The sequence below is a fragment of the Achromobacter sp. GD03932 genome (genome assembly GCF_029839485.1).
Classification (GTDB): Bacteria; Pseudomonadota; Gammaproteobacteria; order Burkholderiales; family Burkholderiaceae_B; genus Achromobacter; species Achromobacter bronchisepticus_A.
Genome location: NZ_JAOCAT010000016.1, coordinates 107,964 through 133,327 on the forward strand (window position 1 = coordinate 107,964; position 25,364 = coordinate 133,327).

Annotated in this window: 19 protein-coding genes; 11 read left to right on the top strand and 8 right to left on the bottom strand. The window is 66.3% G+C overall.

All coding sequences use genetic code 11. From position 1 onward, the window contains the following. Window positions 1–14 precede the first annotated feature (14 nt). The 4 genes from N5C88_RS16515 to N5C88_RS16530 all read right to left on the bottom strand — a co-directional run bounded on the left by N5C88_RS16515 (window position 15) and on the right by N5C88_RS16530 (window position 6,272). Complete coding sequence (locus N5C88_RS16515) at window positions 15–1,580, bottom strand: ABC transporter substrate-binding protein (protein ID WP_054451985.1); 1,566 nt, start codon at window positions 1,578–1,580, stop codon at window positions 15–17. Window positions 1,581–1,662: 82 nt separating this feature from the next. Continuing rightward, complete coding sequence (locus N5C88_RS16520) at window positions 1,663–3,171, bottom strand: M81 family metallopeptidase (RefSeq protein WP_280015797.1); 1,509 nt, start codon at window positions 3,169–3,171, stop codon at window positions 1,663–1,665. Between the two features lie 190 nt (window positions 3,172–3,361). Beyond that, on the bottom strand, window positions 3,362–4,855 hold the full coding sequence (locus N5C88_RS16525; protein ID WP_059371319.1) for a CoA-acylating methylmalonate-semialdehyde dehydrogenase: 1,494 nt from the start codon (window positions 4,853–4,855) through the stop codon (window positions 3,362–3,364). A 91-nt stretch (window positions 4,856–4,946) separates the two neighbouring features. Further along, window positions 4,947–6,272: an aspartate aminotransferase family protein gene (locus N5C88_RS16530; RefSeq protein ID WP_280015798.1), complete on the bottom strand. Its 1,326-nt coding sequence runs from the start codon at window positions 6,270–6,272 to the stop codon at window positions 4,947–4,949. Window positions 6,273–6,433: 161 nt separating this feature from the next. Here N5C88_RS16530 and N5C88_RS16535 point away from each other — a divergent pair, with 161 nt between their 5' ends. After that, window positions 6,434–7,861: a PLP-dependent aminotransferase family protein gene (locus N5C88_RS16535; RefSeq protein WP_118931382.1), complete on the top strand. Its 1,428-nt coding sequence runs from the start codon at window positions 6,434–6,436 to the stop codon at window positions 7,859–7,861. A gap of 1 nt (window position 7,862) precedes the next feature. Here N5C88_RS16535 and N5C88_RS16540 read toward each other — a convergent pair whose 3' ends face one another. The 4 genes from N5C88_RS16540 to N5C88_RS16555 all read right to left on the bottom strand — a co-directional run bounded on the left by N5C88_RS16540 (window position 7,863) and on the right by N5C88_RS16555 (window position 12,382). Continuing rightward, window positions 7,863–8,348 carry a dihydrofolate reductase gene (locus N5C88_RS16540; RefSeq protein WP_059371322.1) on the bottom strand — a complete coding sequence of 162 codons (486 nt, stop codon included), beginning with the start codon at window positions 8,346–8,348 and terminating at the stop codon, window positions 7,863–7,865. 84 nt (window positions 8,349–8,432) lie between these two features. After that, window positions 8,433–10,496, bottom strand: coding sequence for a bifunctional diguanylate cyclase/phosphodiesterase (locus N5C88_RS16545; protein WP_280015800.1), 2,064 nt, complete (start codon window positions 10,494–10,496; stop codon window positions 8,433–8,435). Window positions 10,497–10,856: 360 nt separating this feature from the next. Further along, on the bottom strand, window positions 10,857–11,828 hold the full coding sequence (locus N5C88_RS16550) for a thymidylate synthase (protein WP_059371324.1): 972 nt from the start codon (window positions 11,826–11,828) through the stop codon (window positions 10,857–10,859). 110 nt (window positions 11,829–11,938) lie between these two features. Beyond that, the gene (locus tag N5C88_RS16555; RefSeq protein ID WP_088142589.1) at window positions 11,939–12,382 is read right to left on the bottom strand and encodes an OsmC family protein; all 444 of its coding nucleotides are present in this window, start codon (window positions 12,380–12,382) and stop codon (window positions 11,939–11,941) included. Window positions 12,383–12,506: 124 nt separating this feature from the next. Here N5C88_RS16555 and coq7 point away from each other — a divergent pair, with 124 nt between their 5' ends. From coq7 to N5C88_RS16605, 10 genes are all read left to right on the top strand, one after another. Next, entirely contained in the window at window positions 12,507–13,184 is a 678-nt protein-coding gene (gene coq7, locus N5C88_RS16560) for a 2-polyprenyl-3-methyl-6-methoxy-1,4-benzoquinone monooxygenase (RefSeq protein ID WP_280015801.1), read from the top strand. 779 nt (window positions 13,185–13,963) lie between these two features. Then, window positions 13,964–15,070 carry a glycosyltransferase gene (locus tag N5C88_RS16565; RefSeq protein WP_013396215.1) on the top strand — a complete coding sequence of 369 codons (1,107 nt, stop codon included), beginning with the start codon at window positions 13,964–13,966 and terminating at the stop codon, window positions 15,068–15,070. Between the two features lie 102 nt (window positions 15,071–15,172). Then, entirely contained in the window at window positions 15,173–16,450 is a 1,278-nt protein-coding gene (tviB, locus tag N5C88_RS16570) for a Vi polysaccharide biosynthesis UDP-N-acetylglucosamine C-6 dehydrogenase TviB (protein WP_280015802.1), read from the top strand. 9 nt (window positions 16,451–16,459) lie between these two features. Further along, complete coding sequence (locus tag N5C88_RS16575; RefSeq protein WP_059371328.1) at window positions 16,460–17,485, top strand: SDR family oxidoreductase; 1,026 nt, start codon at window positions 16,460–16,462, stop codon at window positions 17,483–17,485. 1 nt (window position 17,486) lies between these two features. Then, on the top strand, window positions 17,487–18,836 hold the full coding sequence (locus tag N5C88_RS16580) for a lipid II flippase MurJ (protein WP_059371329.1): 1,350 nt from the start codon (window positions 17,487–17,489) through the stop codon (window positions 18,834–18,836). Next, entirely contained in the window at window positions 18,837–19,979 is a 1,143-nt protein-coding gene (locus N5C88_RS16585) for a glycosyltransferase family 4 protein (RefSeq protein ID WP_251879173.1), read from the top strand. Between the two features lie 45 nt (window positions 19,980–20,024). Then, entirely contained in the window at window positions 20,025–21,956 is a 1,932-nt protein-coding gene (gene asnB, locus N5C88_RS16590; protein WP_118931376.1) for an asparagine synthase (glutamine-hydrolyzing), read from the top strand. 3 nt (window positions 21,957–21,959) lie between these two features. Then, on the top strand, window positions 21,960–23,075 hold the full coding sequence (locus N5C88_RS16595; protein ID WP_059371332.1) for a glycosyltransferase family 4 protein: 1,116 nt from the start codon (window positions 21,960–21,962) through the stop codon (window positions 23,073–23,075). Then, a complete protein-coding gene (locus N5C88_RS16600) occupies window positions 23,072–24,229 on the top strand; it encodes a glycosyltransferase (protein ID WP_280015803.1) in 1,158 nt (385 codons plus the stop codon). Before N5C88_RS16595 ends, N5C88_RS16600 begins: the two co-directional genes overlap by 4 nt. Further along, complete coding sequence (locus tag N5C88_RS16605; protein ID WP_280015804.1) at window positions 24,226–25,359, top strand: glycosyltransferase family 4 protein; 1,134 nt, start codon at window positions 24,226–24,228, stop codon at window positions 25,357–25,359. Before N5C88_RS16600 ends, N5C88_RS16605 begins: the two co-directional genes overlap by 4 nt. Window positions 25,360–25,364: the final 5 nt, after the last annotated feature.

A 25,364-nucleotide genomic window follows, 5' to 3' on the forward strand; every position in this document is an offset into this window, starting at 1 on the left:
GAACTACTTGCCCATCAAGGGGCTTTCTTGACGTTCCAGAACGCGAACACCGGCGCGTGCACCAGGCCCGAGAGCTTGGTCGAGTAGACGGTGGGCACGGACATCTGGCCCAGCGGCACGTACAGGCCTTCATCGATGCCGATGCGCTGCACTTCCTCGGCGATCTTCTTCTGTTCCGCGGGGTCGGAGGTCAGCGCCATCTTCGTGCGCAACTCTTCGATCTGCGGGAAGTCGGGCCAGCCGAACCAGGCGTTGTCGCCGTTGGCCGCGGCCGGGGCGGAACGGACCGGGTCCATCACGTCCGTGGCGTACCAGTTGGTGTTGTGGATGTTCCAGCCGCCTTCCGCGGGCGCAGCCTTCGAGGCGCGGCGCGTTGCGACGCTCTGCCAGTCCATCGCGGCCAGGTTGACGTTGAAGCCAGCCTTGCGCAGCGCCTGCGCCATCACCACCGGCTGGGCCGACAGCGTGCCGACGTCGGTCGCGTGCATGACCAGGATGGGCGTGTTGTCGTAGCCCGCTTCCTTCAGCAGCGCCTTGGCCTTCTCGATGTTGGACGGCACCACCATGTCCTTGCCGATGTCGCTTTCCAGCGGCGTGCCGCAACCCCACAGCGAGGCGCAGGTCTTCCAGTATTTCGGATTGCCGACCAGCGCCTTCATGACGTCTTCCTGGCCGATGGCGTACATCGCGGCCTGGCGCACCTTCTTGTTGTTGAAGGGCGGGTACTTGAAGTTGAAGCGGTACATCGTGAAGTAGCCGACCGGGCTGAGCGACTCTTCCTTCAGATCCTTGTTGCCTTCGATCATCGGCAGCAGGTCATAGGGGAACTGCTCGACGAAGTCGATCTCGCCGCCCAGCAGCGCGTTGGCGGTGGTCAGCGCATCCGGCATGACGTCCCATTCGACCTTGTCGACGTTGACGACCTTGCCGCCGGCCAGGCCGCTGGCGGGCTCCTTGCGCGGCACGTAGTCGGCGTTCTTGGCGTAGACGGTCTTCACGCCCGGCTTGAATTCGATGACCTTGAACGGACCCGAGCCGGTCATGTCGGTGATGGGCTGGCCGATGGCCTGTTCGGCGATGCGCTTGGGCATCATGAACGGCGCGGTGCCGGTGGGCTTGGACAGGGCGCGCAGCGCCAGGTCCGTGGGTTCCTTCATGACGATGCGGAAGTTCTTGTCGTCGATGACTTCGATCTTGTCGGTGAACTTCAGCAGCGTGCGGCCCATGCCGTCGCCGGCGGCCCAGCGCTTGATCGAAGCGACGCAGTCCTCGGACGTCACCGGCTTGCCGTCATGCCATTTCTGGCCGTCGCGCAAGGTCATGGTGTAGGTCTTGCCGTCGGGGGAGACTTCCCACTTTTCCAGCATCTGCGGCTGGATCTTGTTGTCGGCGTCGGTAGCCAGCAGGGTGTCGTAAATCATGTAGCCGTGCCACGTCGTGATGTACGCGGTGGTGGCGTGCGGGTCGGTCAGGCGCAGAGGCGAGTGCATCACCGACTTGATGACGGTCTCGGCGTAGGCGCCGTGAGCCATCATCATGGTGGCGCCGGCCAGCGCGGCCGCTCGGACGTACTTCAGCATGAATGTTCCCCTTGATGCGTAGTGAGCGGCGCCATCGCGCCGCTGCGTCGTTGGTCCGCCGCGCGGTGGCGGCGTGCGAGCTTCAGGCGGTAGCGGACCCGCCGGAAAAGACAGGTCCGCAAGGCGCCATTCTGATGCCGGGACGCAACCGTGTCCATGGTTGTTTTGCCGCATCCATCAGCATGGAACCCGGGGCCGCGCACACCAGGATCCTTTCCGCGATGCCGGTGAAATCGGCGCGGAAGTGGGCCGAGCTCTTGACCACCAGGATCGCTGCGCGCTGCGGTTCCACGCCGGCGAAGCGGAACATCTCCTGGTCGGCCATCTGCACCTTGTTGGAGGCGACGATGATGCGTACGCCGCCGATCCGCAGACAGGCGCTGGGGCCCAGGTCCATATGGAAGCCGCGATAGAAGGCGCCGTGCGTATCGAAGCGTCCATCCGAAGTTTTCTCGACGATGAACTCGGTGTCCAGCGGCTCATCGTCGGGAATACCCGAGTGTCCACCCAATGCAATGCGTACCTTGTTTCCAGCGCCCGCGCGGTGGGCGGCCAGCGCGGCCGCGGGGTCGACGATGAGGCCGATGGCGGTGTCGCGCGCATCGTGCCGGATCAGGGCGCGCAACACGCCAGTGGTGTCCGAGCTGCCGCCCGCGCCCGGGTTGTCCTGCGCGTCGGCGATGACCACGGGCTTGTGCGCGTCGCGCGCCAGCCGCATGGCTTCCTGTACGGCTTCGTCGGGCGTGTAGAGCTTGCCGCCGAAGTCGCGTTCCGCGTTGAGCACGGCGCGCGCCATTTCGTCGGCAGCGGCGTCGGCTTCGGCTTGGGTCGCGCCGTAAGCCCACACCGTGGGGGCGCACTCGGGGAAGTCGGCTGCGGGAAAACCCGTGGCGAACGACAGGCTGAGCGCGCCGCGTGTTTCGATGTCGCCCACCATCTGGTACAGGCTGCGCGAGGGTTCGATATCGGTGGACTGCCAGCACAGTGAAATCAGATAGGGCAGCGCACGCAGGGCCACGCAAGGCCGCGGCGCGCCCGCCAGCCGCTTGGCCAGCAATTCGGCTGCGCGCTGCCCGGTTTCGGCCATGTCGATGTGAGGATAGGTGCGGTAGCAGACCAGCGCGTCGGCGTGGCGCACCATGGCGCGGGTAACGTTGGCGTGCAAGTCCAGGCTGGCGACGACGGGGACGTCCGGACCCACCAGTTCGCGCACGCGCTTGAGCAGTTCGCCTTCGCCATCGTCCAGGTGCTCCGTGACCATGGCGCCGTGCAGATCCAGGTAGACGCCATCCAGCGGCAGCGCCTGCGACAGGCCTTGCAGGATCATCGCGCTGATGCGTTCGAACGCATCCTTGGTGACCGGTCCCGAAGGACTGGCCGCGGCCCAGGTGGTGGGCAGCAAGGTGTGCCGTCCCATGGCTTCAATAAAGCCCGCCACAGGTATGTTGGCGCCCGCCACCGCCTGGAACATCGCTGGCCCGCTGACCAGCTTGGGCCAGCCGCCGCCTTTCTCGGCAAAATCTTCCCACGCCGCGCGCGAAGGCGCGAACGTATTGGTTTCATGCTGAAAGCCGCCTATCCCGATGCGCATCAGGATTCCCCTTGTCGTTTTTGATATGAGGAAGACGCGGCTACGCCGCGCCCATTTCAGTTCCCGCTGCAAACGGGCACAACGCAACTAACTGGCAAGACCTTCCCAAGCGGGGTCGCGCGGATCCGGCTCCGCCGGTCCGCAGCGACGCCCCCTTGAGGGGGAAGCGCGCAGCGCTTCGGGGGTGGGCTCACTTAGCGACAGGCATCGTGAATTCCGCACCCTTGGCGATGCTGTCGGGCCAGCGCTGCATCACGCTCTTGTAGCGGGAATAGAAGCGGATGCCTTCTTCGCCGTAGGCGTGATGGTCGCCGAACAGCGAGCGCTTCCAGCCGCCGAACGAATGCCAGGCCATGGGCACCGGAATTGGCACGTTGATGCCGACCATGCCGACCTTGATCTGGCGCGCGAAGGCGCGCGCCACGCCGCCGTCGGACGTGAAGCAGGCCACGCCATTGCCGAATTCATGGGCGTTGATCAGTTCGACCGCCGAGGCGAAGTCCGGCACACGCACCACGCACAGCACCGGGCCGAAGATTTCTTCGCGGTAGATGTTCATCGCGGGCTTGACGTGGTCGAACAGCGTGCCGCCGAGGAAGAAGCCCTTTTCGTTGCCCGGCACCTTCAGGCCGCGGCCGTCGACCACCAGCGTCGCGCCGGCGGCGATGCCGTCCTCGATGTAGCCCACGACCTTGCCGCGATGCTGCGAGGTGACGAGCGGGCCCATTTCGGCATCGCCCTGCATGCCGTCCTTGACCACCAGCGCCTTGACGCGCGGCGTCAGGCGTTCGACGACCTTGTCGGCCACGTCGCCCACCGCCACGGCGACCGAGATGGCCATGCAGCGTTCACCGGCCGAGCCGTAGGCCGCGCCCATCAGCGCGTCGGTAACCTGGTCCAGGTCGGCGTCGGGCATGACCACCATGTGGTTCTTGGCGCCGCCCAGCGCCTGCACGCGCTTGCCGCGGCGGGTGCCTTCGGCATAGATGTATTCGGCAATCGGCGTCGAACCGACGAAGGACAGGGCTTCGACGTCGGGATGCGCGATCAGCGCGTCCACCGCCTGCTTGTCGCCGTGCACGACGTTGAACACGCCTTCAGGCAGGCCGGCTTCGGCCAGCAGTTCGGCCAGGCGCACGGACGCCGAGGGATCGCGCTCGGAAGGCTTGAGCACGAAGGTGTTGCCGCAAGCGATGGCCACCGGGAACATCCAGCACGGCACCATCATGGGGAAGTTGAACGGCGTGATGCCGGCCACCACGCCCAGGGCCTGGCGCATGCTCCAGTTGTCGATGCCGCCGCCGATCTGGTCGGAGTACTGGCCTTTCATCAGCTGCGGAATGCCGCAGGCGAATTCGACGATTTCGATGCCGCGCGTGACCTCGCCCTTGGCGTCGGAGAAGACCTTGCCATGTTCGCGCGTGATCAGTTCGGCCAGTTCGTCCTGGTGCTTGTCCAGCAGCGCCTTGAAATTGAACAGGATGCGCGCGCGCTTGAGCGCGGGCGTTTCGGACCAGGCAGGAAACGCGGCCTTGGCAGCGGCCACGGCCAGCGCGACTTCGTCGTTCGACGCCAGCGGAATGGAAGCGGTGACTTCGCCGGTGGCGGGGTTGAAGCCGTCGGCGTAGCGGTTGCTGCGGCCGTCGTAGTGCTGGCCATTGATGAAATGCGGGATCTTCTTCATGGGAACGCTCGAATCTGGGGCTTTGAAAAATGCCACAGGGCGGCCGTCGGCCGCCCAGGCGAAAAACCGCCCCTCGCGGGGCGGCGGACGATCAGGCGACTTCCTTCAGGATGCGGCCGATCTGTTCGAAGATCTGGCCGATCTGCGCCTCTTCGATGATGAGCGGGGGCGAGATCGCGATGATGTCGCCGGTGTAGCGCACCATCAGGCCGTTGTCGAAGCACTTCTGGAAGACTTCGGCGGCGCGCGCGCCGGGAGCGCCGGCGCGCGGCGCCAGCTCGATGCCGCAGACCAAACCCAGATTGCGCACGTCGATGACGTGCGGCGCGCCCTTCAGGCTGTGGGCGGCGTCCTGGAAGGCGCCGGACAGCTTGCGGGCGCGCCCGAACAGGTCTTCGCGGCGGTAGATGTCCAGCGTGGCCAGGATGGCGGCGGCGGCCAGCGGGTGCGCCGAATAGGTGTAGCCGTGGAAGAACTCGATGCCGCCGGCCGGGCCGTTGACGATGGCGTCATGCACTTCGCGCTTGACCGCGACCGCGCCGGCCGGCACGGCGGCGTTGCTCACGCCCTTGGCCATGGCGATGATGTCCGGCGTGACGCCGAAGAACTCGGATGCCGTGGCGGCGCCCAGGCGGCCGTAGGCGGTGATGACTTCGTCGAATATCAGCAGGATGCCGTGCTTGGCGGTGATTTCGCGCAGCTTTTCCAGATAGCCCTTGGGCGGGATCAGCACGCCGGTCGAACCTGCCATCGGTTCGACGATGACCGCGGCGATGGTGGACGGGTCGTGCAGCGCGACGATGCGCTCCAGTTCGTCGGCCAGGTGAGCGCCCCAGGCCGGCTGGCCCTTGGAATAGGCGTTCTGCTCGATGTTGTGGGTGTGCGGCAGATGATCCACGGCGGGCAGCAGCGCGCCGGAGAAGGTCTTGCGGTTGGTCGAGATGCCGCCCACCGAGATGCCGCCGAAGCCCACGCCGTGGTAGCCGCGCTCGCGGCCGATCAGGCGGGTGCGCTGGCCTTCGCCGCGGGCGCGGTGATAGGCCAGGGCGATCTTCAGGCAGGTGTCGACGGATTCGGATCCCGAGTTCGTGAAGAAGACCCGGTCCAGGCCCTGCGGCATCAGGCTGGCGACGGCGGTCGCGGCTTCGAAGGCCAGCGGGTGGCCCAGCTGGAAGCCCGGCGCGTAGTCCATCACGCCTGCCTGTTTGGCGATCGCGGCGACGATTTCCTCGCGGCCGTGGCCGGCGTTGACGCACCACAGGCCGGCCGTGCCGTCCAGGATCTGGCGGCCGTCGGTCGAGGTGTAGTACATGCCCTTGGCGGTCGCCAGCATGCGCGGGTGCGCCTTGAACTGCTTGTTGGCAGTGAAGGGCATCCAGAGGTGGGACAGGTCGGGCAGTTTGTCGGGGGCGTTCATGGCGGCTCCAGGGGACGGACAAGCGCTGGACTTGGGCGACGGTTGTGCAGCCAGCGGGATTGAAACGATTCTGGTGCGTCCGGATGGGAATGAAAATATACGATCCGCGCAAATGCGGCTAACTGTATAGTTATGAACGACACAACTGTACAGTTATCTCCGTGATCGATTTCCAGCCCAACCGCGCCCGTGGCCGCGGACAGGCGCCGACCCTGGTCGAGCAGCTGGTCGCCGCCATCCTGCGCGCCATCGAAGAACAGACGCTGCGTCCGGGTATGTCCCTACCTTCGGTGCGCGAGTTTGCGCGCCTCTACGAGGTCAGCACCTTCACGGTGGCCAGCGCCTACAGCAGGCTGGTATCGCTGGGCTGGCTGGCGGCGCGGCCGGGCGCGGGCTATCGGGTCGCGACGCCGGACGCGCCGGCGCGCCCCGTCCAGCCGCCGTCCTGGGAGCCGCCGCGCCTGAACGCCGGCTGGCTGCTGTCGGACATCTTCGCGGACCATTCCATCCCGATCAAATCGGGCTGCGGCTGGCTGCCGGGCGAATGGCTGAACGAGGAGGGGCTGCACATGGCCCTGCGTCACATGGGGCGGGTGCCGGCCATGCGTATCGCGAACTACGGGCATCCTTATGGCTATGCGCCACTGCGCGAGACCATCGCGGCCAGCCTGAGCGCGCAGGGCATGGAGGTCGAGGCCTCGCAGGTCGTGCTGACCCAGGGCGTGACGCATGGGCTGGACATGGTGATACGCACCTTGCTGCGGCCAGGCGACACGGTGGTGGTGGAGCAGCCCGCCTATGCCAATCTGCTGCAGATGCTGCGTTTGGCCGGCTTGCGCGCGGTGTCCGTGCCGCGCACGCCGGACGGGCTGGACTGCGAGGCGCTGGAAGCGGTGGTGGCTCGCCACCGGCCCAGGGCGCTGGTCGTCAACACCGCATTGCAGAACCCGTCGGGCGCCAGCATCAGCATGGCCAATGCCTTCCGCATCCTGCAGGCGGCTGAGCGGCACGGCTTGTGGGTGGTGGAAGACGATATCTCGCGCGAGCTCGCGCCCGGCGTAACGCCCATGCTGGCCGCCCTGGACGGGGCGCGGCGCGTGGTCTACCTGGGTGGCTACTCCAAGGTCATCAGTCCGTCGGTGCGGGTGGGTTATGTGGTGGCGCACCGCGATCTGGCGCGCGACATCGCGCGCACCAAGATGGCGGTGGGCCTGACCTCGCCGGAGATCATGGAGCGCATCGTGCACCAGGTCATCCGCGAGGGCCGCTACCGCGCCCACATCGCCCGCACCCGCGAACGGCTGGCGGAGGCCCATGCGGGCGTGGGCGAGCTGATGGCGCAGCATGGTTTCGAGATCTATGGGAGGCCGCAAGGCGGCCTGTTCCTGTGGGCCAAGGTGGCCGGGCAATGGCGCGAACGCGGCGCCAACGGACTCGCGGAATTGGCGCTGAAGGACGGGATCTGGCTGGCGCCCGGGTCTTACTTCGAGGCGGACGAGGCCGATACGCCCTGGGTGCGCTTCAACGTGGCCTACTCGGAAGCGCCGGCCCTTTGGCGTTTCATGCGCAACGCCGGGGCGGCCGCCTGAGTCACTGCCGCTCGTAAGTCACGAAGTCGTATTCGTAGCCGTTTTCGGCCGGCTGCGCTTCGCGCGCCGTTTCCTTCCATTGAAAGGCGGGCAGCAAGGGGAAGAAGGCGTCGCCTTCGACCTCGGCGCGGACTTCGGTGGCCAGCACGCGTTGCGCCAGCGGCAGGGCTTGCGCGTAGATTTGCGCGCCGCCGATCACATAGGCCGCGTCGATGTCGCCGCAGGCCTGGATCGCCGCTTCCAGCGACGGCGCCACGATGGCGCCCGCGGCGCTGAAATCGGGATTGCGGCTGATCACGATGTTGCTGCGGCCGGGCAGCGGCCGGCCCAGCGAGTCCCAGGTCTTGCGGCCCATGATGATGGGGTGGCCCAGGGTGCTGCGCTTGAAATGCGCCAGATCGCCCGGCAGTTTCCAGGGCAGGGCGTTGTCGCGCCCGATGGCGCGATTGGTGGAATAGGCGACGATGAGGGTAAGGCTGGCGGGCATGCGGGGTCGGGACGGTTGGGGTTCGGCCGGTTGGCTACGGCAAGCGTAGCAAATTTGCGCGGCGGCTTGCGCCGCGCCGGCCGCTCAGTCGACCGCGTGTTCCAGGAATTCGGTGGCGGGCATGGGTTTGCCCAGCAGGAAGCCCTGCAGCGAATCGCAGCCCAGGCCGGTCAGGAACTTCTGCTGCGCCGGCGTTTCCACGCCCTCGGCCACGATGCGCAGGTTGAGCTGCTGCGCCAGCGCGACAATGGCCGACACGATGGCCGCGTCTTCGTTGTCGTTTTCCAGCTGGTTGACGAAGCCGCGGTCGATCTTCAGCTCGGTGGCCGGCAGCCGCTTCAGATAGAGCAGGCTGGAATAGCCGGTGCCGAAGTCGTCGATCGAAATCGTCACGCCCAGGTTCGACAGGCGCTTGAGCACCGCCAGGCTGGCCTCGGCGTCGCGCATGGCGGTGGATTCGGTCACTTCCAAGGTCAGGCAGGCCGGCGGCACGCCATGGCGTTCCAAGGCCGAGCGCACCGTTTCCACCAGGCTGGCGTGGGCGAACTGCAACGCTGAAATATTGACGGCGATGGTCCAGTGGCCCTGGCCCGCGTTGATCCATTCACGCATCTGGCGGCAGGCCTCGTTGATCACCCATTCGCCGATGGACAGGATCAGGCCGGTCTTTTCCGCCGTGGGGATGAACTGGTCCGGGCCAACCAGGCCGCGGGTCGGATGGTTCCAGCGCAGCAGCGCCTCGGCGCCGATGATCGGGCCGGCGGGCGCTTCGTACTTGGGCTGGTAGTGCAGCACGAGCTGGTTGCGTTCCTGCGCCAGGCGCAGGTCGTGCAGCAGTTCGATCTGCTCGTGCGCGTCCGCGTTCATGGACGGTTCGAAGAAACTGTAGCCAGTGCCGCCCAGGCGCTTGGCGTGGTACATCGCCGCGTCGGCGTTGGTCAGCAGGGCGTGGGTGTCCTGGCCGTCGTTGGGATAGATGGCGATGCCCACGCTCGAGGTCACCATCACCTCATGCCCGTAGACCGTGACGGGGCGGGCGATGGCGTCGATGAGACGGTCGGCCACATTGGCCGCGTCGGTGGGTTCGACCACTTCGCTCAGTACGATGAACTCGTCGCCGCCCAGGCGCGCCACCGTGTCCTGTGTGCGCAAGGTCTGGCGGATGCGCTGCGCCAGGTCGATCAGCAGGGCGTCGCCGGTGTGGTGTCCGTACGCGTCGTTGACCGCCTTGAAGCCGTCCAGGTCGAAGAACAGCACCGCGAAATAGCCCTTGCGCCGGCTGGCGCTTTCGATCGCCTGCTCCAGCCGGTCTTCCAGCAGGATGCGGTTGGGCAACTTGGTCAGCGTGTCGTGCAACGCCAGTTGCACCAGCTCTTCATTGGCCTCGGCCAGCGATGAAGCCAGGGCCGAGGTGCGCGCCTCCAGCCGGTTGTCCAGCACCGCGACCAGCAGGGCGATGGCCAGCACGCTCAGGGTCACGGCGGTCACGGCGATGGCCAGCCAGCCGGCCGAAATGCCGCTGTTGGCCGCCATGCAGATACTGCCCGCGGGGAAGCCGGCGGCGGCCATGCCGGTGTAGTGCATGCCGACGATGGCGATGCCCATGATCGCTGCCGCCAGCGGCCGCGACCAGACCATGCGGGGGCCGCCGTGGCGCAGCCGGTAGGTGATCCATAGCGCCGCGCCGGAGGCGGCCACGGCAATCACGATGGACAGTGCGAACCATTTGGCGTCATAGACAATGCCGGGCTCCATGAGCATGGCGGCCATGCCGAGGTAATGCATCGCCGCGATGCCAGCGCCCATGAGCAGGGCGCCGATCACCAGCCGCCGCCGCGGCAGCTCGTCCTTGCTCACGGTCCACAGGGCGAAGGCGGAGCAGCCGATGGCGATGACCAGCGACAGGACGGTCAGCGGCAGGTCGTAACCCATGGGAATGGGCAGGCTGAACGCCAGCATGCCCACGAAATGCATGGACCAGATGCCCACGCCCATCGCGAACGCGCCGCCCGCCAGCCAGTAGCGCGCGCTGGGCAACCCGTTCGAGGCTCTGACGCGGTTGGCCATGCCCAACGCCGTGTAGGACGCCAGGATGGCGACTCCTAGAGATACGAGGACGAGCGAAGGGTTATAAGTTCCGACGAGCATTGGTAGGGTCCTGTCCTTGGCGCATGCTGCCGCCGCGCGGGCTTCATATCAATTCAATTGGTAGTCTATGGTTGCAAGTCGGTCGCAAGACAGAATTCGGCGGTCGACGCTGGTGATACACGTGCTCTCTTTTTGGGAAGGGGAGTGCGGCTGAGCAACGCCTGCGGACGGCGCTGCCGGGCGAACGGCCCGGTTTCGCTGCGAGCGACAGGCACGGCGCGGCAGGTGCCGGTCGGAAGCAATGGCGCGCGGGCATTTCTGGACGCGCGCCCATGGCTAAGGGATGGGTTATACCGAAAACGCGCTTCCAGAAGCTCACCAATCTTCACCTGCGGCCCAGGGCGCGCAGGCAGCCACTGTCTACACGGCCATGGCGGCGGTGAGGGGGGCGTGATGGGTGTAGCCCGACAACGAAAAGTCGCCTGGTTCCACCTTCTCCAGCCATTCGGGCTCGTAGCGTCCGGTGACCGCAAAATCGGGAATGCGGTCCGACAGCACCAGCGTGGGCGCTTCGTAGGGCTCGCGCGTGAGTTGCTCACGCAGCATCGGCAGGTGGTTTTCGTAGATGTGCGCGTCGCCGATGAAATAGGTGAACCAGCGCGGCGTGTAGCCGGTCAGTCGGCCAACCAGATGCAGCAGGGCCGCGCCTTCCGTGAGGTTGAATGGCGTACCCAAACCGACGTCGTTGGAACGGATGTACAGGCACAGCGATATTTCGCGGGTGGTCGCGTTCGGCAGGAATTGATAGAGCAGGTGGCAGGGGGGCAGCGCCATTTCCTCGATCTGCGCCCAGTTCCAGCCGTGGAACAGGATGCGGCGGTCGCCCGGCCGTTCGTGGATGGTGTCCAGGCATTGCCGCAGCTGGTCCACCGCCTTGTAGAGCAGCACCTTGGGCGCGCCGCCTTCCTCCAGATCGGCGACCTTGGCGTAGCCGCGCGACAGGGCGTCGGCGATCTGCGCCGAGCGGCTGGCGTCCAGCATCTTGTAGGCCGGCCACTGGCGCCATTGCACGCCGTAGACCGGACCCAGGTCGTCGGGACCTTCGCGGTACGGGTTGGCCAGCCACTGGCTGTTCTCGTTGGCGTTCTGGTCCCAGACCTTGCAGCCCAGCTCGCGGAATTCCGCCGCGCTGCGCGAGGCGCGCAAGAAACCCACCATTTCGCCGATGGCGGACTTGAAGGCCAGCTTCTTGGTGGTGACAGCGGGGAAGCCCTTCTGCAGGTCGAAGCGCAGCGACGCGCCCGGCATGCTCAGGGTGCGTATGCCCGTGCGGTTCTCCTGCCACGCGCCGGTGTCCAGGATGGATTGAACGAGGTCCAGGTATTGTTTCATGGCGGTCCTTGCGCACGCTCGCCCGGCGGGTGACGCAGACAGCCGCCGCGAACGGATCGCGGCGGCTCTTATAAGTTACGGATAGACGAATTACACCACGCGGGCGCGGTTCAGGCCGCGGCGGGCGTTTCCTGCGTGTCGACGATCTCGACCGAGAAGGTCAGCGCCGCGGTTTTCTCCAGCATGGCCGAGGCCGAGCAGTATTTTTCGTGCGACAGCTGCACTGCGCGTTCGACCGCGGCGCGCGGCAGGTTGCGGCCGGTGACGGTGAAGGCGAAATGGATGCGGGTGAAGACCTTGGGGTCGGCATCGGCGCGGTCGGCCTGGAGCTTGACGCTGCAGCCGCTGACCGCGTGGCGTCCGCGCTTGAGGATCAGCACCACGTCGTAGGCGGTGCAGCCGCCGGTACCGGCCAGCAGCATTTCCATGGGACGGGGGGCCAGATTGTGCCCGCCGCCGTCCACGGCGCCGTCCATGACGGCCACGTGGCCGCTGCCGGTGCTGGCGGTGAAGAGCATGCCGTTCGGGCCGCCCCAGTCGATCGTGCATTCCATATTGTCGTGTCCTTGAGCTTGAGCGCTGTCAATGGCCGATGATACCTGTTGCGTACAATTCCGGGCATGAGAGCCCCGCCCCGCATCAGGGGTGTGCGTGCCAGCCTTGCCGAGGAGTTGCCCCATGTCCACCGCTCTGTCCCGCCCCAGCCCCGTTTCCTTCCTGCGCCGCATCAGCCCCGTGGATGCGCTGCTGGCCGAGGCCGACCGCGCGTTGCGGGTGCTGTCCGGCAGCGCCACTGCCGGCCGCCCGTATCCGGCCACTGCCGACGAGGCGCCGCAAGCCCTGTCGGCCCAGGAAAAGCGCCACGCGGCCGGCCTGATGCGGGTGAATCATGTAGGCGAGGTCTGCGCCCAGGCGCTGTACCGAGGCCAGGCTTCGGTATGCCGAGAGCCCGCGCCCCGGGCCCTGCTGCTGAACGCGGCCTCCGAGGAAGTGGACCACCTGGCCTGGTGCAATCAGCGGCTGACGGAACTGGGCAGCCGCCCCAGCCTGCTGAATCCGGTCTGGTACGCGGGTTCGTTTGCGCTTGGCGTGCTGGCCAGCTACGCCGGCGTGCCGCGCAACCTGGGTTTCATGGCGGAAACCGAAAAGCAGGTCGAAGTGCATCTGGAAGAACATCTGCGCACCTTGCCGGTGCAGGACGAGCGCTCGCGCCAGATCGTGCAGAAGATGAAAGAGGACGAGGCGCAGCATCGCGCCAGCGCGGAAGCGGCGGGCGGTGTTCCTTTGCCGGCGCCGGTAAAGGCCGCGATGCGGGCCATGTCGAAGGTCATGACGACCACCGCTTACTGGGTCTGATACGCCTGAAACGTGAAATGTTGCAATGCGCAAAAATAGCTGCAAGTTGGTGCCGGACGCACCATCTCGGTGCAAAATCCAGAGCGGGATAACCCGATAGAGGCTAGGGTAAGCCCCGGGCGGGTTTACCCATTTGGCAAAAACCCTGTTTTTGGAATAGCCATTGATTGGCGCGGGTTTCCAGAGGAGAGTCCAGGACTTTGCGGCAAATTTGCAACGCGAAAAATCTCTTGCGCGACAGGCTAAAAAAATTCTTGCATCGCACAAAAAACCTCGGTACTATTCATACATCGGATGTTGAAACGCAGTCGGCGCGGTGCAAAACCCCGAAAGCGTAGCGAGCGGAAGGCCAGCTCCCAACATGCCACGGTTGTCTCCTCCACCCTCCTCCTTTGGTGGATTTAGCCCGAGATCTCACGATCTCGGGCTTTTTTTTCGATGTTTTTGGTGTGTCCCCATTTAGCTGTGGCGGAGTATCGCCTGTAGCCCTGCCTGGCACTTCCGTCAGAGGACGGCCTTCGCGTTTTCCCTTGGATATTTCGCGTGCGTCAGGGCGGAAAGTTCTACAATCGTTCCATGAAACCCCTATTTCCGCGCCTGCGCGGTTTCGCCTTGGCGATCCTGCCAAATGACAGTTTCTGCCTGGGACTGGCGACATGGCGCAATGCGTTACGTTCTGTGCCGGTGAATTGCACTTCCTTATTCCTCCCATATATGGGCGTTACACCTGCCACCGATAATGGCGGGCCTGTCTCGATAGACCAACCAGAGGTGACTCGGTGACCTGGCTGTACATTTGCGTGGTCGCATTCATGGTGGGGGGACTCATCGTGGCGTCGGAGCGCTGGCATGGCGCCTTCACCGGCGACAGCGACCTCAACAAGCCCCAAGCCAACCATTCCCGCGCCACGCCTCGCGTCGGCGGGCTGGCCGTGCTCGCGGGCACGCTGGCGGGCCTGCTGGTCCTCGGACCCAGCAACATGACACTGACCTGGCTGTGGCCCGCGCTGTTCGTTGCGGCGCTGCCCGTGTTCGTGGCAGGCCTGCTCGAAGACATCACCAAGGACATCGGCGCCAGCAAGCGCCTGCTGGCTGCCTTCCTGTCGGCCGCGATCGCCTGGTGGCTGCTGGGCGGCGTCAGCCGCGTGGGGATGGCGCCGGTGGATTACGTGCTGTCCTTCTGGCCGGTGTCGCTGCTGTTCACCATGTTCGCGGTGGGCGGCTGTACGCACGCGCTGAATATCGTTGACGGCATGAACGGCCTGGCCGGCATGGTGGCTACGCTGATGGCCGTCTCGATCAGCCTGGTGGCGCTGCAAGTGGGCGACGTGCCGATTTTCCTGGTGGCGGCGGCGCTGGCCTCGGCCACGCTGGGCTTCCTGGTCTGGAACTTCCCGTTCGGGCGCGTGTTCCTGGGCGATGGCGGCGCGTACTTCCTGGGCTTCATGCTGGCCGAGCTGGCCGTGCTGCTGGTGGTGCGCAATCCTTCGGTGTCGCCGTTCTACGCGCTGGCCGTATTGTTCTATCCCGTCTTCGAAACCGGTTTTTCGATCTGGCGCCGGCGCTTCAAGCGCGGCGTGCCCGTGGACCAGCCGGATGCGCTGCACTTGCACCAACTGGTGTTCCGCCGTCTGGTGCGGGTCACGTTCAGCCGCGGCCGGCGGCATGCGGTGCCCGCGCTGTGCAATGCGCTGGCCTCGCCTTACATGTGGGTGCTGGCCCTGATCGGCCTGGTGCCCGCGACCATCTGGTGGGACAACGCCTGGGCGCTTTGCGCCAGCCTGGTGGTGTTCGCCGCCGTCTATATCTGGCTGTATTCGCGGCTCGTGTCCTGGCGCCGGCCAGGCTGGCTGCTGCTGCCATCCGTTTTGCGGACTTCCGATTAGTTTTGGGCGCCCCGGCGGCTGCCGCCGGGGGCTCGGTAATCTTTTCTTAATTACCCGACCATATTTGAAATGCCGTAATCGTTCTACGGTGAAGGGAGAGTTATGTTGCGAATTCAGGATGTGAAACTCGCTGTTGTCGGCCTGGGCTATGTCGGCCTGCCCCTGGCGGTGGAGTTCGGCAAGAAGCGTTCGGTCATCGGGTTCGATATCAATACGCGCCGCATCGACGCGCTCAAGGCGGGCCACGACCATACGCTGGAAGTCAGCGATGAAGAGCTGAAGGAAGCAACCCAGCTGAGCTACACGGCGGACCGCAGCGTGCTGGGCCAGGCCAACGTGTTCATCGTGACCGTGCCGACCCCCATCGACGAATACAAGCAGCCGGACCTGACCCCGCTGGTCAAGGCCAGCGAGACCATCGGCGCCGTGCTCAAGCGCGGCGACATCGTCATCTACGAATCCACCGTTTATCCTGGCGCCACGGAAGAAGACTGCGTGCCGGTGCTGGAGCGCGTGTCGGGCCTGAAGTTCAACGTGGATTTCTATGCCGGCTACAGCCCCGAGCGTATCAATCCGGGCGACAAGGACCACCGCGTCAGCACCATCAAGAAGGTCACCTCCGGCTCGACGCCCGAAGTGGCCGAGCTGGTCGACCAGCTGTACAAGCAGATCATCACCGCCGGCACGCACAAGGCGTCCAGCATCCGCGTGGCCGAGGCTGCCAAGGTCATCGAGAACACGCAGCGTGACGTGAACATCGCGCTGATCAACGAGCTGGCCCTGATCTTCAACAAGATGGGCATCGACACCGAAGCCGTGTTGCAGGCAGCCGGCACCAAATGGAACTTCCTGCCGTTCCGTCCGGGCCTGGTCGGCGGCCACTGCATCGGCGTGGATCCGTACTACCTGACCCACAAGGCGCAATCCATCGGCTACCACCCCGAGATCATCCTGGCGGGCCGCCGCCTGAACGACTCGATGGGCAGCTACGTGGTGTCGCAACTGGTCAAGGCCATGACCAAGCGCCGCATCCACGTGCAGGGCGCCCGTGTGCTGGTGATGGGCCTGGCCTTCAAGGAAAACTGCCCCGACCTGCGCAACACGCGCATCGTGGACATCGTCAAGGAACTGGGCGACTACAACGTCGACGTCGACGTGTACGACCCGTGGGTCGATCCCGAAGAAGCCATGCACGAATACGGCCTGACCCCGGTGGCCAAGCCCGACGAAGGCAAGTACGACGCCGTGATCCTGGGCGTGGCGCACAATCAGTTCAAGGCGATGGGCGCGGAAGGCATCCGCAAGCTCGGCAAGGCGCAGCACATCCTGTATGACCTGAAGTACGTGCTTTCGCCTTCCGAATCCGATCTGCGCCTGTAAGGACTGCCCATGACCACACGCTTTGAGACCATCAAGAAGGAACTGTCGGCCGCGCCGCGCAAATGGCTGGTGACCGGCTGCGCCGGTTTCATCGGGTCGAACCTGCTGGAGACCCTGCTGAAGCTGGGCCAGACCGTGACCGGCCTGGACAACTTCGCCACCGGCCATCAGCACAACCTGGACGAGGTGCGCGACTCGGTCACGCCCGAGCAGTGGGCGCGCTTTACCTTCATCGAAGGCGACATCCGTGACCTGGAAGCCTGCCGCCGCGCGGCGCAGGGCGTCGATTTCGTGCTGCACCAGGCCGCGCTGGGTTCGGTGCCGCGCTCTTTGAAGGATCCGATCACCACCAACGAGGTGAACATCGGCGGTTTCCTGAACATGCTGGTGGCGGCGCGCGATGCCGAAGTCAAATCCTTCGTCTACGCGGCCTCGAGCTCGACCTATGGCGACCACCCGGCCTTGCCCAAGGTCGAGGAGAACATTGGCAATCCCCTGTCGCCGTATGCGGTCACCAAGTACGTCAATGAACTCTACGCGGACGTCTTCGCGCGCTCCTACGGCTTCGAGTCGGTCGGCCTGCGCTACTTCAACGTGTTCGGCAAGCGGCAGGATCCCAACGGCGCCTATGCGGCCGTGATCCCCAAGTGGACGGCCGCGATGATCCAGGGCGAAGACGTCACCATCAACGGCGACGGCGAGACCAGCCGCGATTTCTGCTTCGTGGACAACGCGGTGCAAGCCAACATTCTCGCGGCCATGGCCGCGCCGGAAGGCCGCAACCAGGTCTACAACGTGGCGGTCAGCGGCCGCAGCACCTTGAACCAACTGTTCGGCTTCCTGGTGCAAGCCCTGGGCAATCAAGACGTGGCTTATGGCAAGAAGCCGGTCTACGCCGACTTCCGCGCCGGCGACGTGCGCCATTCGCAGGCGGACGTCAGCAAGGCGGGCCGGTTGCTGGGCTACGAGCCGACGCACACCGTGCTGCAAGGCCTGGAAGTGGCCATGCCCTGGTACACGCAATTCCTGCGTTGATTTGAAAGCACTCGTCAGAAAACTCGGCAGCATCCACCCGGACCATCAGCGCATCTTCAAGGGCGCCTTCCGGGTGGCGGTGTTTCTGCTGCTGGGCAAGGCCGCCGGCGCCATCAAGGAGATGGCGGTGGCGTACCGCTACGGCGTCAGCGACGCCGTGGACGCCTACCAGTTCACGATGACCATGGCTACCTGGCTGCCGGTCACCATCGTGGGCGTGCTGTCGGTGGTCCTGATCCCGGTGCTGGTGCGGCTGCGCCGCGCCGATGCCGCCGAAAGAAATCTGTTCATCCGCGAACTGCAGGGCTGGGTGGCGGCCGCAGGCATTGCGCTGGCGCTGCTGACCTGGTTCGCCTGGCCGCAGGTGGTCGGCGTGCTGGGCCAGGGCTTGTCGGCCCGCGTGAGCGACATGACAGGCCAGCTGCTTGCCGCGTTCGCGCCGGTGTCGGCGCTGCTGCTCGTCGCCGGCATCAGCGCTGCGCGGCTGCGGGCGCAGGAAAGACACGTCAATACCCTGCTGGACAGCGTGCCGGCCGTGGCGACGCTGGCCTGGGTGATGCTGGCCGCCAGCGCCGACGGCGTCGGGCCGCTGCTGTGGGGCACGCTGGTCGGCTACGCGATCCAGACCGTCTGGCTGGCTTGGCTGGCGGCGCGCGCCGATGGCGGTTTCTGGGGCGCGCCCCGGCTGACGCTGCAATCGCCGCATTGGCCCGAACTGCTGGGCGCCGCGGGCGTGATGCTGATCGGCCAGGTGGCCATGAGTTTCGTCGGTCCGCTGGACCAGTACGCCGCCGCCAATCTGGGAGCGAACGCCAACGCCACGCTGGGCTACGCCAGCCGGCTGTTGTCGCTGGTGCTGGGGATCGGCGCCGTGTCAGTGGGGCGCGCGGCCTTGCCGGTGCTGGCCGATGTGCAAGCGCGGGGCGATACCGCTCGTGCGCGCGGCATGGCTCTCAAATGGTCGGTGCTGATGGTGGCCGCAGGCGCTGTTGCCGTCGCCGTGGGCTGGATGCTGGCGCCGTGGGGCGTGTCCGTGCTTTTCCAGCGCGGCGCCTTCACCGCCGAGAATACCCAGGCCGTGGCGCATGTGTTCCGCTGGGGGCTGCTGCAGTTGCCGTTCTATTTTGGCGTGCTGATCCTGGTGCAACTGCTGGCCAGCCAGAACCGCTATCGTGTGATGGCAGCCATCGCCGTCGCCAATTTCGCCCTGAAGGCGGTGTTGAACACCGTGCTGGCGCCCAGGATGGGCGCGGCCGGCATCATGCTGGCGACCAGCCTCATGTATCTGTTGTCCTTTGCCTGCTACCTGGCGGTGGCGATGCGCAAAGTTGAACCCAAAGAGGCCGATTGAATGCCCGTGACCGATACCGGCCCGGCGCCGCGCGTCCTGTTGTTCATACATTCCCTGCATGGCGGCGGCGCGGAACGCGTGGCTGCGGACCTGAGCGCGCACTGGGCGGACATGGGGCGGGAAGTCATGGTGGTGACGCAGGCCAGCGCAGAGGGCGACGTCTACACGCTGCACCCCAAGGTGCGCCGCGAGGTCCTGCATACGGCGGGCGAGGGCGGTGGTCTGCGCGGCATCTGGAGCAATGTGCAACGGGTGCGCGCCTTGCGCCGCGTGATCAAGTCGTTCCGCCCGGACATCGTGCTGGGCATGATGACGACGGCGTCGGTGCTGTCGGTGTTGGCTTGCGCGGGCCTGTCCTGCCGGGTGATCGCCACCGAACATACGCATCCGCCTTCGCAGACGCTGTCGGGCTTCTGGCAGCGCCTGCGTCGGCTGACGTATCCGCGAGCGGCCAGCGTGGTCGCGCTGACACGCGGCACCGCCGACTGGCTGGCGCAGCACGTGCCGGGCAGCAAGCTGGCCGTCATTCCCAACCCGGTACACTTTCCCCTGCCGCGCGCCGAACCGGTTCTGACCCCGGTGTCGGGCGACGGCCGCAAGCGCCTGCTGGCGGTGGGCCGTCTGCACGCCGACAAGGGTTTCGACCTGCTGATCCAGGCCTATGCGCAATTGGCGGCGTCGCATCCCGGTTGGGATCTGGTTATCCTGGGCGAGGGCGACGAGCGGCCCGCCCTGGAGGCGCAAGTGCGCGAGGCTGGTCTGGCGTCGCGGATTTTCATGCCGGGGCGAGCAGGCAACGTCGGCGACTGGTATGAAAGCGCCGATCTGTACGTGCTGACCTCGCGCTTCGAAGGGCTGTCCAATACCCTGCTCGAATCCATGGCGAGCGGGCTGGCCGCCGTATCGTTCGACTGCGACACGGGGCCGCGCGAGATCATCCGCGAAGGCGTGGACGGCGTGCTGGTGCGCCCCAATGGCGACGTGCCCGCGCTGTGCAAGGCGCTGGACGCCGTCATGCGCAATGACGCGGACCGCGCGCGCATGGCGCAGGCGGCGATCGACGTGCGCGACCGTTTTTCGGCCGCGCGCGTGCTGCAGAAATGGCAGGAACTTTTTGACGGCGTGCGCGGAACCGGCCGTTGAGGCCGCGCGTCGCGCTGTTGCTACAGTGACAACGAGAACTTCATCATGTGCGGAATAGTCGGGATTTGGGGCCCTGTCGGGAACAAGGAACGTGTGTTGGCGGAAAGCTGCCGCCGCATCCGCCACCGCGGGCCGGACAGCAATGGTTTCTGGGAAGACCCCGAGGCCGAACTGGCGCTGGCGCACGTGCGCCTGGCGATCCTGGATCTGACCGAGGCCGGCCATCAGCCCATGACGTCGGCCTGCGGCCGCTATGTCATGGTGTTCAACGGCGAAATCTACAACCACCTGGACATCCGCAAGCAGCTCGAGCAATCGGCGCTGGCGCCGTCCTGGCGCGGCCATTCCGATACGGAAACGCTGCTGGCGGGCTTTACCGCCCTGGGCATCGAAGCCACCTTGCAGGCCGCCGTGGGCATGTTCGCCATCGCGCTGTGGGACCGCGCGTCGCGCAAGCTGATGCTGGCGCGCGACCGCATGGGCGAGAAGCCGCTGTACTACGGCTACTCAGGCGCCGAACTGGTGTTCGCGTCGGAACTCAAGGGTCTGATGCCGATTCCCGGCTTCGGCCGCGAGCTCAACCGCAACGCCCTGGCGTCGTTCATGCGGCACAACTACATTCCGGCGCCGCAGTCGATTTACCAGGGCATTGCCAAGCTGCCACCGGGTACCTGGGTCGAATTCACGGCCGACGATACCCGCAGCCGCCGCATGCCCGAGCCGCGCGTGTACTGGTCGGCCCGCGAGGCCGCCGACACCTCGGCGCAATCGCTGCTGTCGTTCGAATCCGATGCGCAGGCGACCGACGCGCTGGAAGGCGTGCTGTCCAAGGCGGTTGGCGGCCAGATGCTGTCGGACGTGAGCCTGGGCGCCTTCCTGTCCGGCGGCATCGACTCCTCCACCATCGTGGCCTTGATGCAGGCGCAGAGCTCGCAGCCCGTGCGCACCTTCGCTATCGGCTTTCACGAGAAGGGCTACGACGAGGCGCAGCATGCCAAGGCGGTGGCCACGCATCTGGGCACCGACCATACCGAACTGTACGTGACGGCGGAGGATGCGCTGGCCGTGGTGCCCACGCTGGCCGACATGTACGACGAGCCGTTCGCGGATTCGTCGCAGATTCCGACCTCGCTGGTCACGCGCATGGCGCGCCAGCACGTTACCGTGGCGCTGTCCGGCGATGGCGGCGATGAGCTTTTCGGCGGCTATTCGCGTTATTTCCGCGTGAACAACTGGTGGCAGCAATGCGAGCGCGTCCCGGCGCTGCTGCGCAAGCCCGCCGGCGCGCTGTTGAGCGCGTCCACCCATCTCCCCGGGCGCGGCGCCTGGCGCGGCAAGGTCGGCAAGCTGGGCGAACTGCTGCGCACCGATACGCGCGGCGAGTTCTACCGCCATTTCGTATCGTATTGGGCCGATCCTTCCAGCGTGGTGAAGGGCGGCGTGGAACCGGTGTCCGAGTTCGCCCGGGCGATGCAGGGTTCCACGTTCGAAGCCATGATGAAGCTGGACACGGTGACTTACCTGCCGGACGACATCCTGGTCAAGGTGGATCGCGCCGCCATGGCCGTCAGCCTGGAAACGCGCGTGCCGCTGATCGATCACCGCGTATATGAGTTCGCCTGGAGCCTGCCGCACCAATACAAGGTGCGCGGCAACACGGGCAAGTGGCTGCTGCGCCAGGTGCTGCACCGCCATGTGCCGCAGGCGTTGGTGGACCGCCCCAAGCGCGGTTTCGCCGTGCCGCTGGCCGCATGGCTGCGCGGCCCGCTGCGCGAATGGGCCGATGCGCTGCTGGACCCGGCGCGCCTGCGCCAGGAAGGCTGGTTCGAGCCCGAACCCATTCTGCGCAAATGGCGCGAGCATACGTCGGGCCATCGCAATTGGGACAGTCATCTGTGGGGCGTGTTGATGATGCAGGCCTGGCTTGACCGCTACCGCGGCGACAAGGAGCAGGGAGGATCGGTTGGGAGTCTTTGACGCATGAAAATCTTGATGCTGGTCAGTTCCATGCACGCGGGCGGCGCCGAACGGGTCGCCGCCACGCTGGTCAACGCATGGGCCGAGCGCGGGGATTCCGTCATCCTGACGCCCACCTACTCGTCCAAGGGCAACTGCTTCTATCCGCTGTCGGACAAGGTCGAACTGGCCTGGCTGGCGGATCTGGCAGGCACGCGCGCATCGGGGGCTAAGGCCGCATTCAAGCGTCTGCTAGCGCTGCGCAAACACATCCGCGATTCGAAGCCAGACGTGGTGGTGTCCTTCCTGACCAACGTCAACGTGGCCGCCATACTGGCTTCCCTGGGATTGAAGGTGCCGCTGATTGTTTGCGAGCGTACCAATCCGGTGGCCGAAACCACGACGGGAACCGTGTGGCGCAAGCTGCGTCGCATCCTGTATCCCCGCGCCGACATGGTGACGGTGCAGGCGGAGGATACCGCTGGCCCGTTCGCCCGGCAGGTGCCCGGCATCAAGCGCCTGGCCGTGATTCCCAATCCGCTGCCGGCGCCCTTGCTGGATGCGCCGCTGGTGCCGCAGCGTGAAGACGGCGGTCCCCGCGAATTGCTGGCGATGGGACGCCTGGTCACCGACAAGCAGTTTGACCTGCTGATCGACGTGTTCGCGCAATTGGCGCCCGACTTCCCGGACTGGAATCTGCGCATCTGGGGCGAAGGCCCCGAGCGCGGCGCGCTGGAGCAGCAGGTCGCGCGCCTGGGCCTGCAGTCGCGCATCAGCTTGCCTGGCCGCACCGAGGCGCCTTGGGATGAACTTGCGCGGGGCCAGGCCTTCGTGCTGAGTTCGCTGGTGGAAGGCTTCCCCAATGTGCTGCTGGAAGCCATGTCGCTGGGCCTGCCCTGCGTGGCGTTCGATTGCCCCAGCGGGCCGCGCGAGATGACGCGCAACGGCGAGGACGCTCTGCTGGTGCCCGCCGGCAATCGAGATGACCTGCGCGAGGCCCTGCGCCGTCTGCTGGGAGACGCCTCCCTGCGCCAGCAACTGGGCTTGCGCGGTGCCGCCGCGGTGCGCCAGCGCTATGCGCTGGCCAGCGTCCTGGCGGAATGGGATGAATTGTTCGATGCCGTGCGGGAGGGACAATGAGCGCTCGGCCGCTGCGTGTCCTGCACATCATCACCGGCCTGGGGCAGGGTGGGGCGGAATCCGTGCTGTTCCGCCTGGCGACCTATCCCGGGGCGGATGTGGAACATGTCATCGTGTCGCTGACCGACGAGGGCATCTATGGCGAGCGCCTGCGCGCGGCAGGCGTCGCGGTGCATGCGCTGGGCATGAAACGCGGGCGGGTCAGCCTGGGCGGTTTCATGGCGCTGCGTTCGCTGATCGCCGCGACGCGTCCCGACGCGGTGCAGACCTGGATGTACCACGCCGATCTGATCGGCGGCCTGGCGGCGCGCCTGGCAGGCGTGCGGGCCATCGCCTGGGGCATACGCAATTCGGGCGAACACCTGGAGCGCAGCAGCCGTTCGGCCCGCTTGGTGCTGCGGGCGTGCGCGCTGCTGTCCGGCCGCATACCCAAGGCCATCGTATGCGCCGCCCAGAAGTCGGCGCAGCGCCATGCCGACAAAGGCTATGACCGCGAACGCATGGTGGTGATCGCCAACGGCTATGACTTGTCGCGCTATGCGCCGAATGACGAGGCCCGGCAGCGGGTGCGCGCGCAATGGGGCTTGCCGCAGGACGTGCCGGCCATCGGTTGCGTGGCCCGCTGGGATCCGCTCAAGGACCACGCCAACCTGCTGCGCGCCATCGCCGCGCTGGTACGCGATGGACGCGACGCGGGACTGCGCTGCGTGCTGATAGGTCGCGGCATGGATGCCGCAAACACCGAGCTGGCGGCCTTGATCGACAGGCTGGGCCTGCGCGACCGGTTGGTGTTGGCGGGTCCCAGCGACGACGTGCCCGCCGCAATGAACGGGCTGGACCTGCATGTCCTGTCCAGCTGCGCGGAAGGCTTTCCCAACGTGGTAGCCGAGGCCATGGCCTGCGGCGTCTACTGCGTCGTGACGGACGTGGGCGACGCGGCCTTTATCGTTGGCGATGCCGGCGTGGTGGTGCCGCCGGAGCAGTCCGAGGCGTTGGCCCGCGGCATTGAAACAGCCCTGTGCGAAGTGGCCTCGCGCGGCCGTACGCGTGCAGGCGAGGCGGGCCGCGCCCGCGTGCTGGAAAATTTCGACCTGGCGCGCATGGTGCAAAGCTATATCGCGGTGTGGCGCCGCATCTCAGGAGTCAAAGCATGAGCGCAGGGCGCCGCCTGCTGTTTGTCGTCAACAATCCGGCCTTCTTCATGTCGCACCGCGTGCCGGTGGCGCTGGCCGCGCAACAGGCGGGCTACGAGGTGCATGTCGCCACGATGGACGGTCCGGCCGTGGCGGACATCGAGGCGCTGGGCATGACGCATCACGCCATACCCATGACGCGCAGCGGCAAGCATCCCTTGCAGGAGTTGGGTACGCTGCTGGCCCTGATACGGCTGTTCCGCCGCCTGCGGCCGCAGATCGTGCATCTGGTCACGATCAAGCCCGTGCTCTATGGCGGCATCGCTGCCCGCTTGACGCGCGTGCCGGGCATGGTCGCGGCGATTTCCGGACTGGGCTTTGTGTTCCTGTCCAATTCCCTGAAGATGAAGCTGGTGCGCGCCGTGGTCGCGCGCCTGTACCGGCTGGCGCTGGGCCATCCCAATAGCCGCGTGATCTTCCAGAACGCCAGCGACCGCGATTTGCTCAAGTCGCTGGGTGCGGTGCGCGACGCCCAGGTCGTCATGATCCGGGGCGCGGGCGTGGACCTGAATGCGTATCGGGCCCAGCCCGAACCGCCGGCGCCGCCGGTCGTGGTCACCATGGTGGCCCGATTGCTGCGCGACAAGGGCGTGCAGGAATTCGTGCAGGCGGCCAGGCTGCTGCGCGAGCGTGGCTTGCCTGTCACGATGCAGCTGGTCGGCGGCGTGGACGCCGGCAATCCGGCCTCGGCGACGCAGGACGATGTGGATGCCTGGCAGCGGGAAGGCTGCGTGCGCGCATTGGGCGAACGCTCCGACGTGGCCGCGCTGTACGCCGCCTCGCATATCGCCGTGCTGCCTTCCTATCGTGAAGGTCTGCCCAAGTCGCTGATCGAGGCGGCAGCCTGCGCGCGCGCGGTCGTGACTACCGATGTGCCTGGTTGCCGCGATGCGATCGAACCCGGCGAGACCGGACTGCTGGTGCCGGTGCGAGACGCGCAGGCGTTGGCGGACGCCATCGCGCGTCTGGCCGGGGATCCGGCCTTGCGGCAGTCCATGGGCGCCGCAGGCAGGGCGCTGGCCGAGCACGAGTTCAACATCGAGCGCGTGGCGCGCATCCACGTGGAAATCTACGACGCGCTCAGCGCCTGATACGG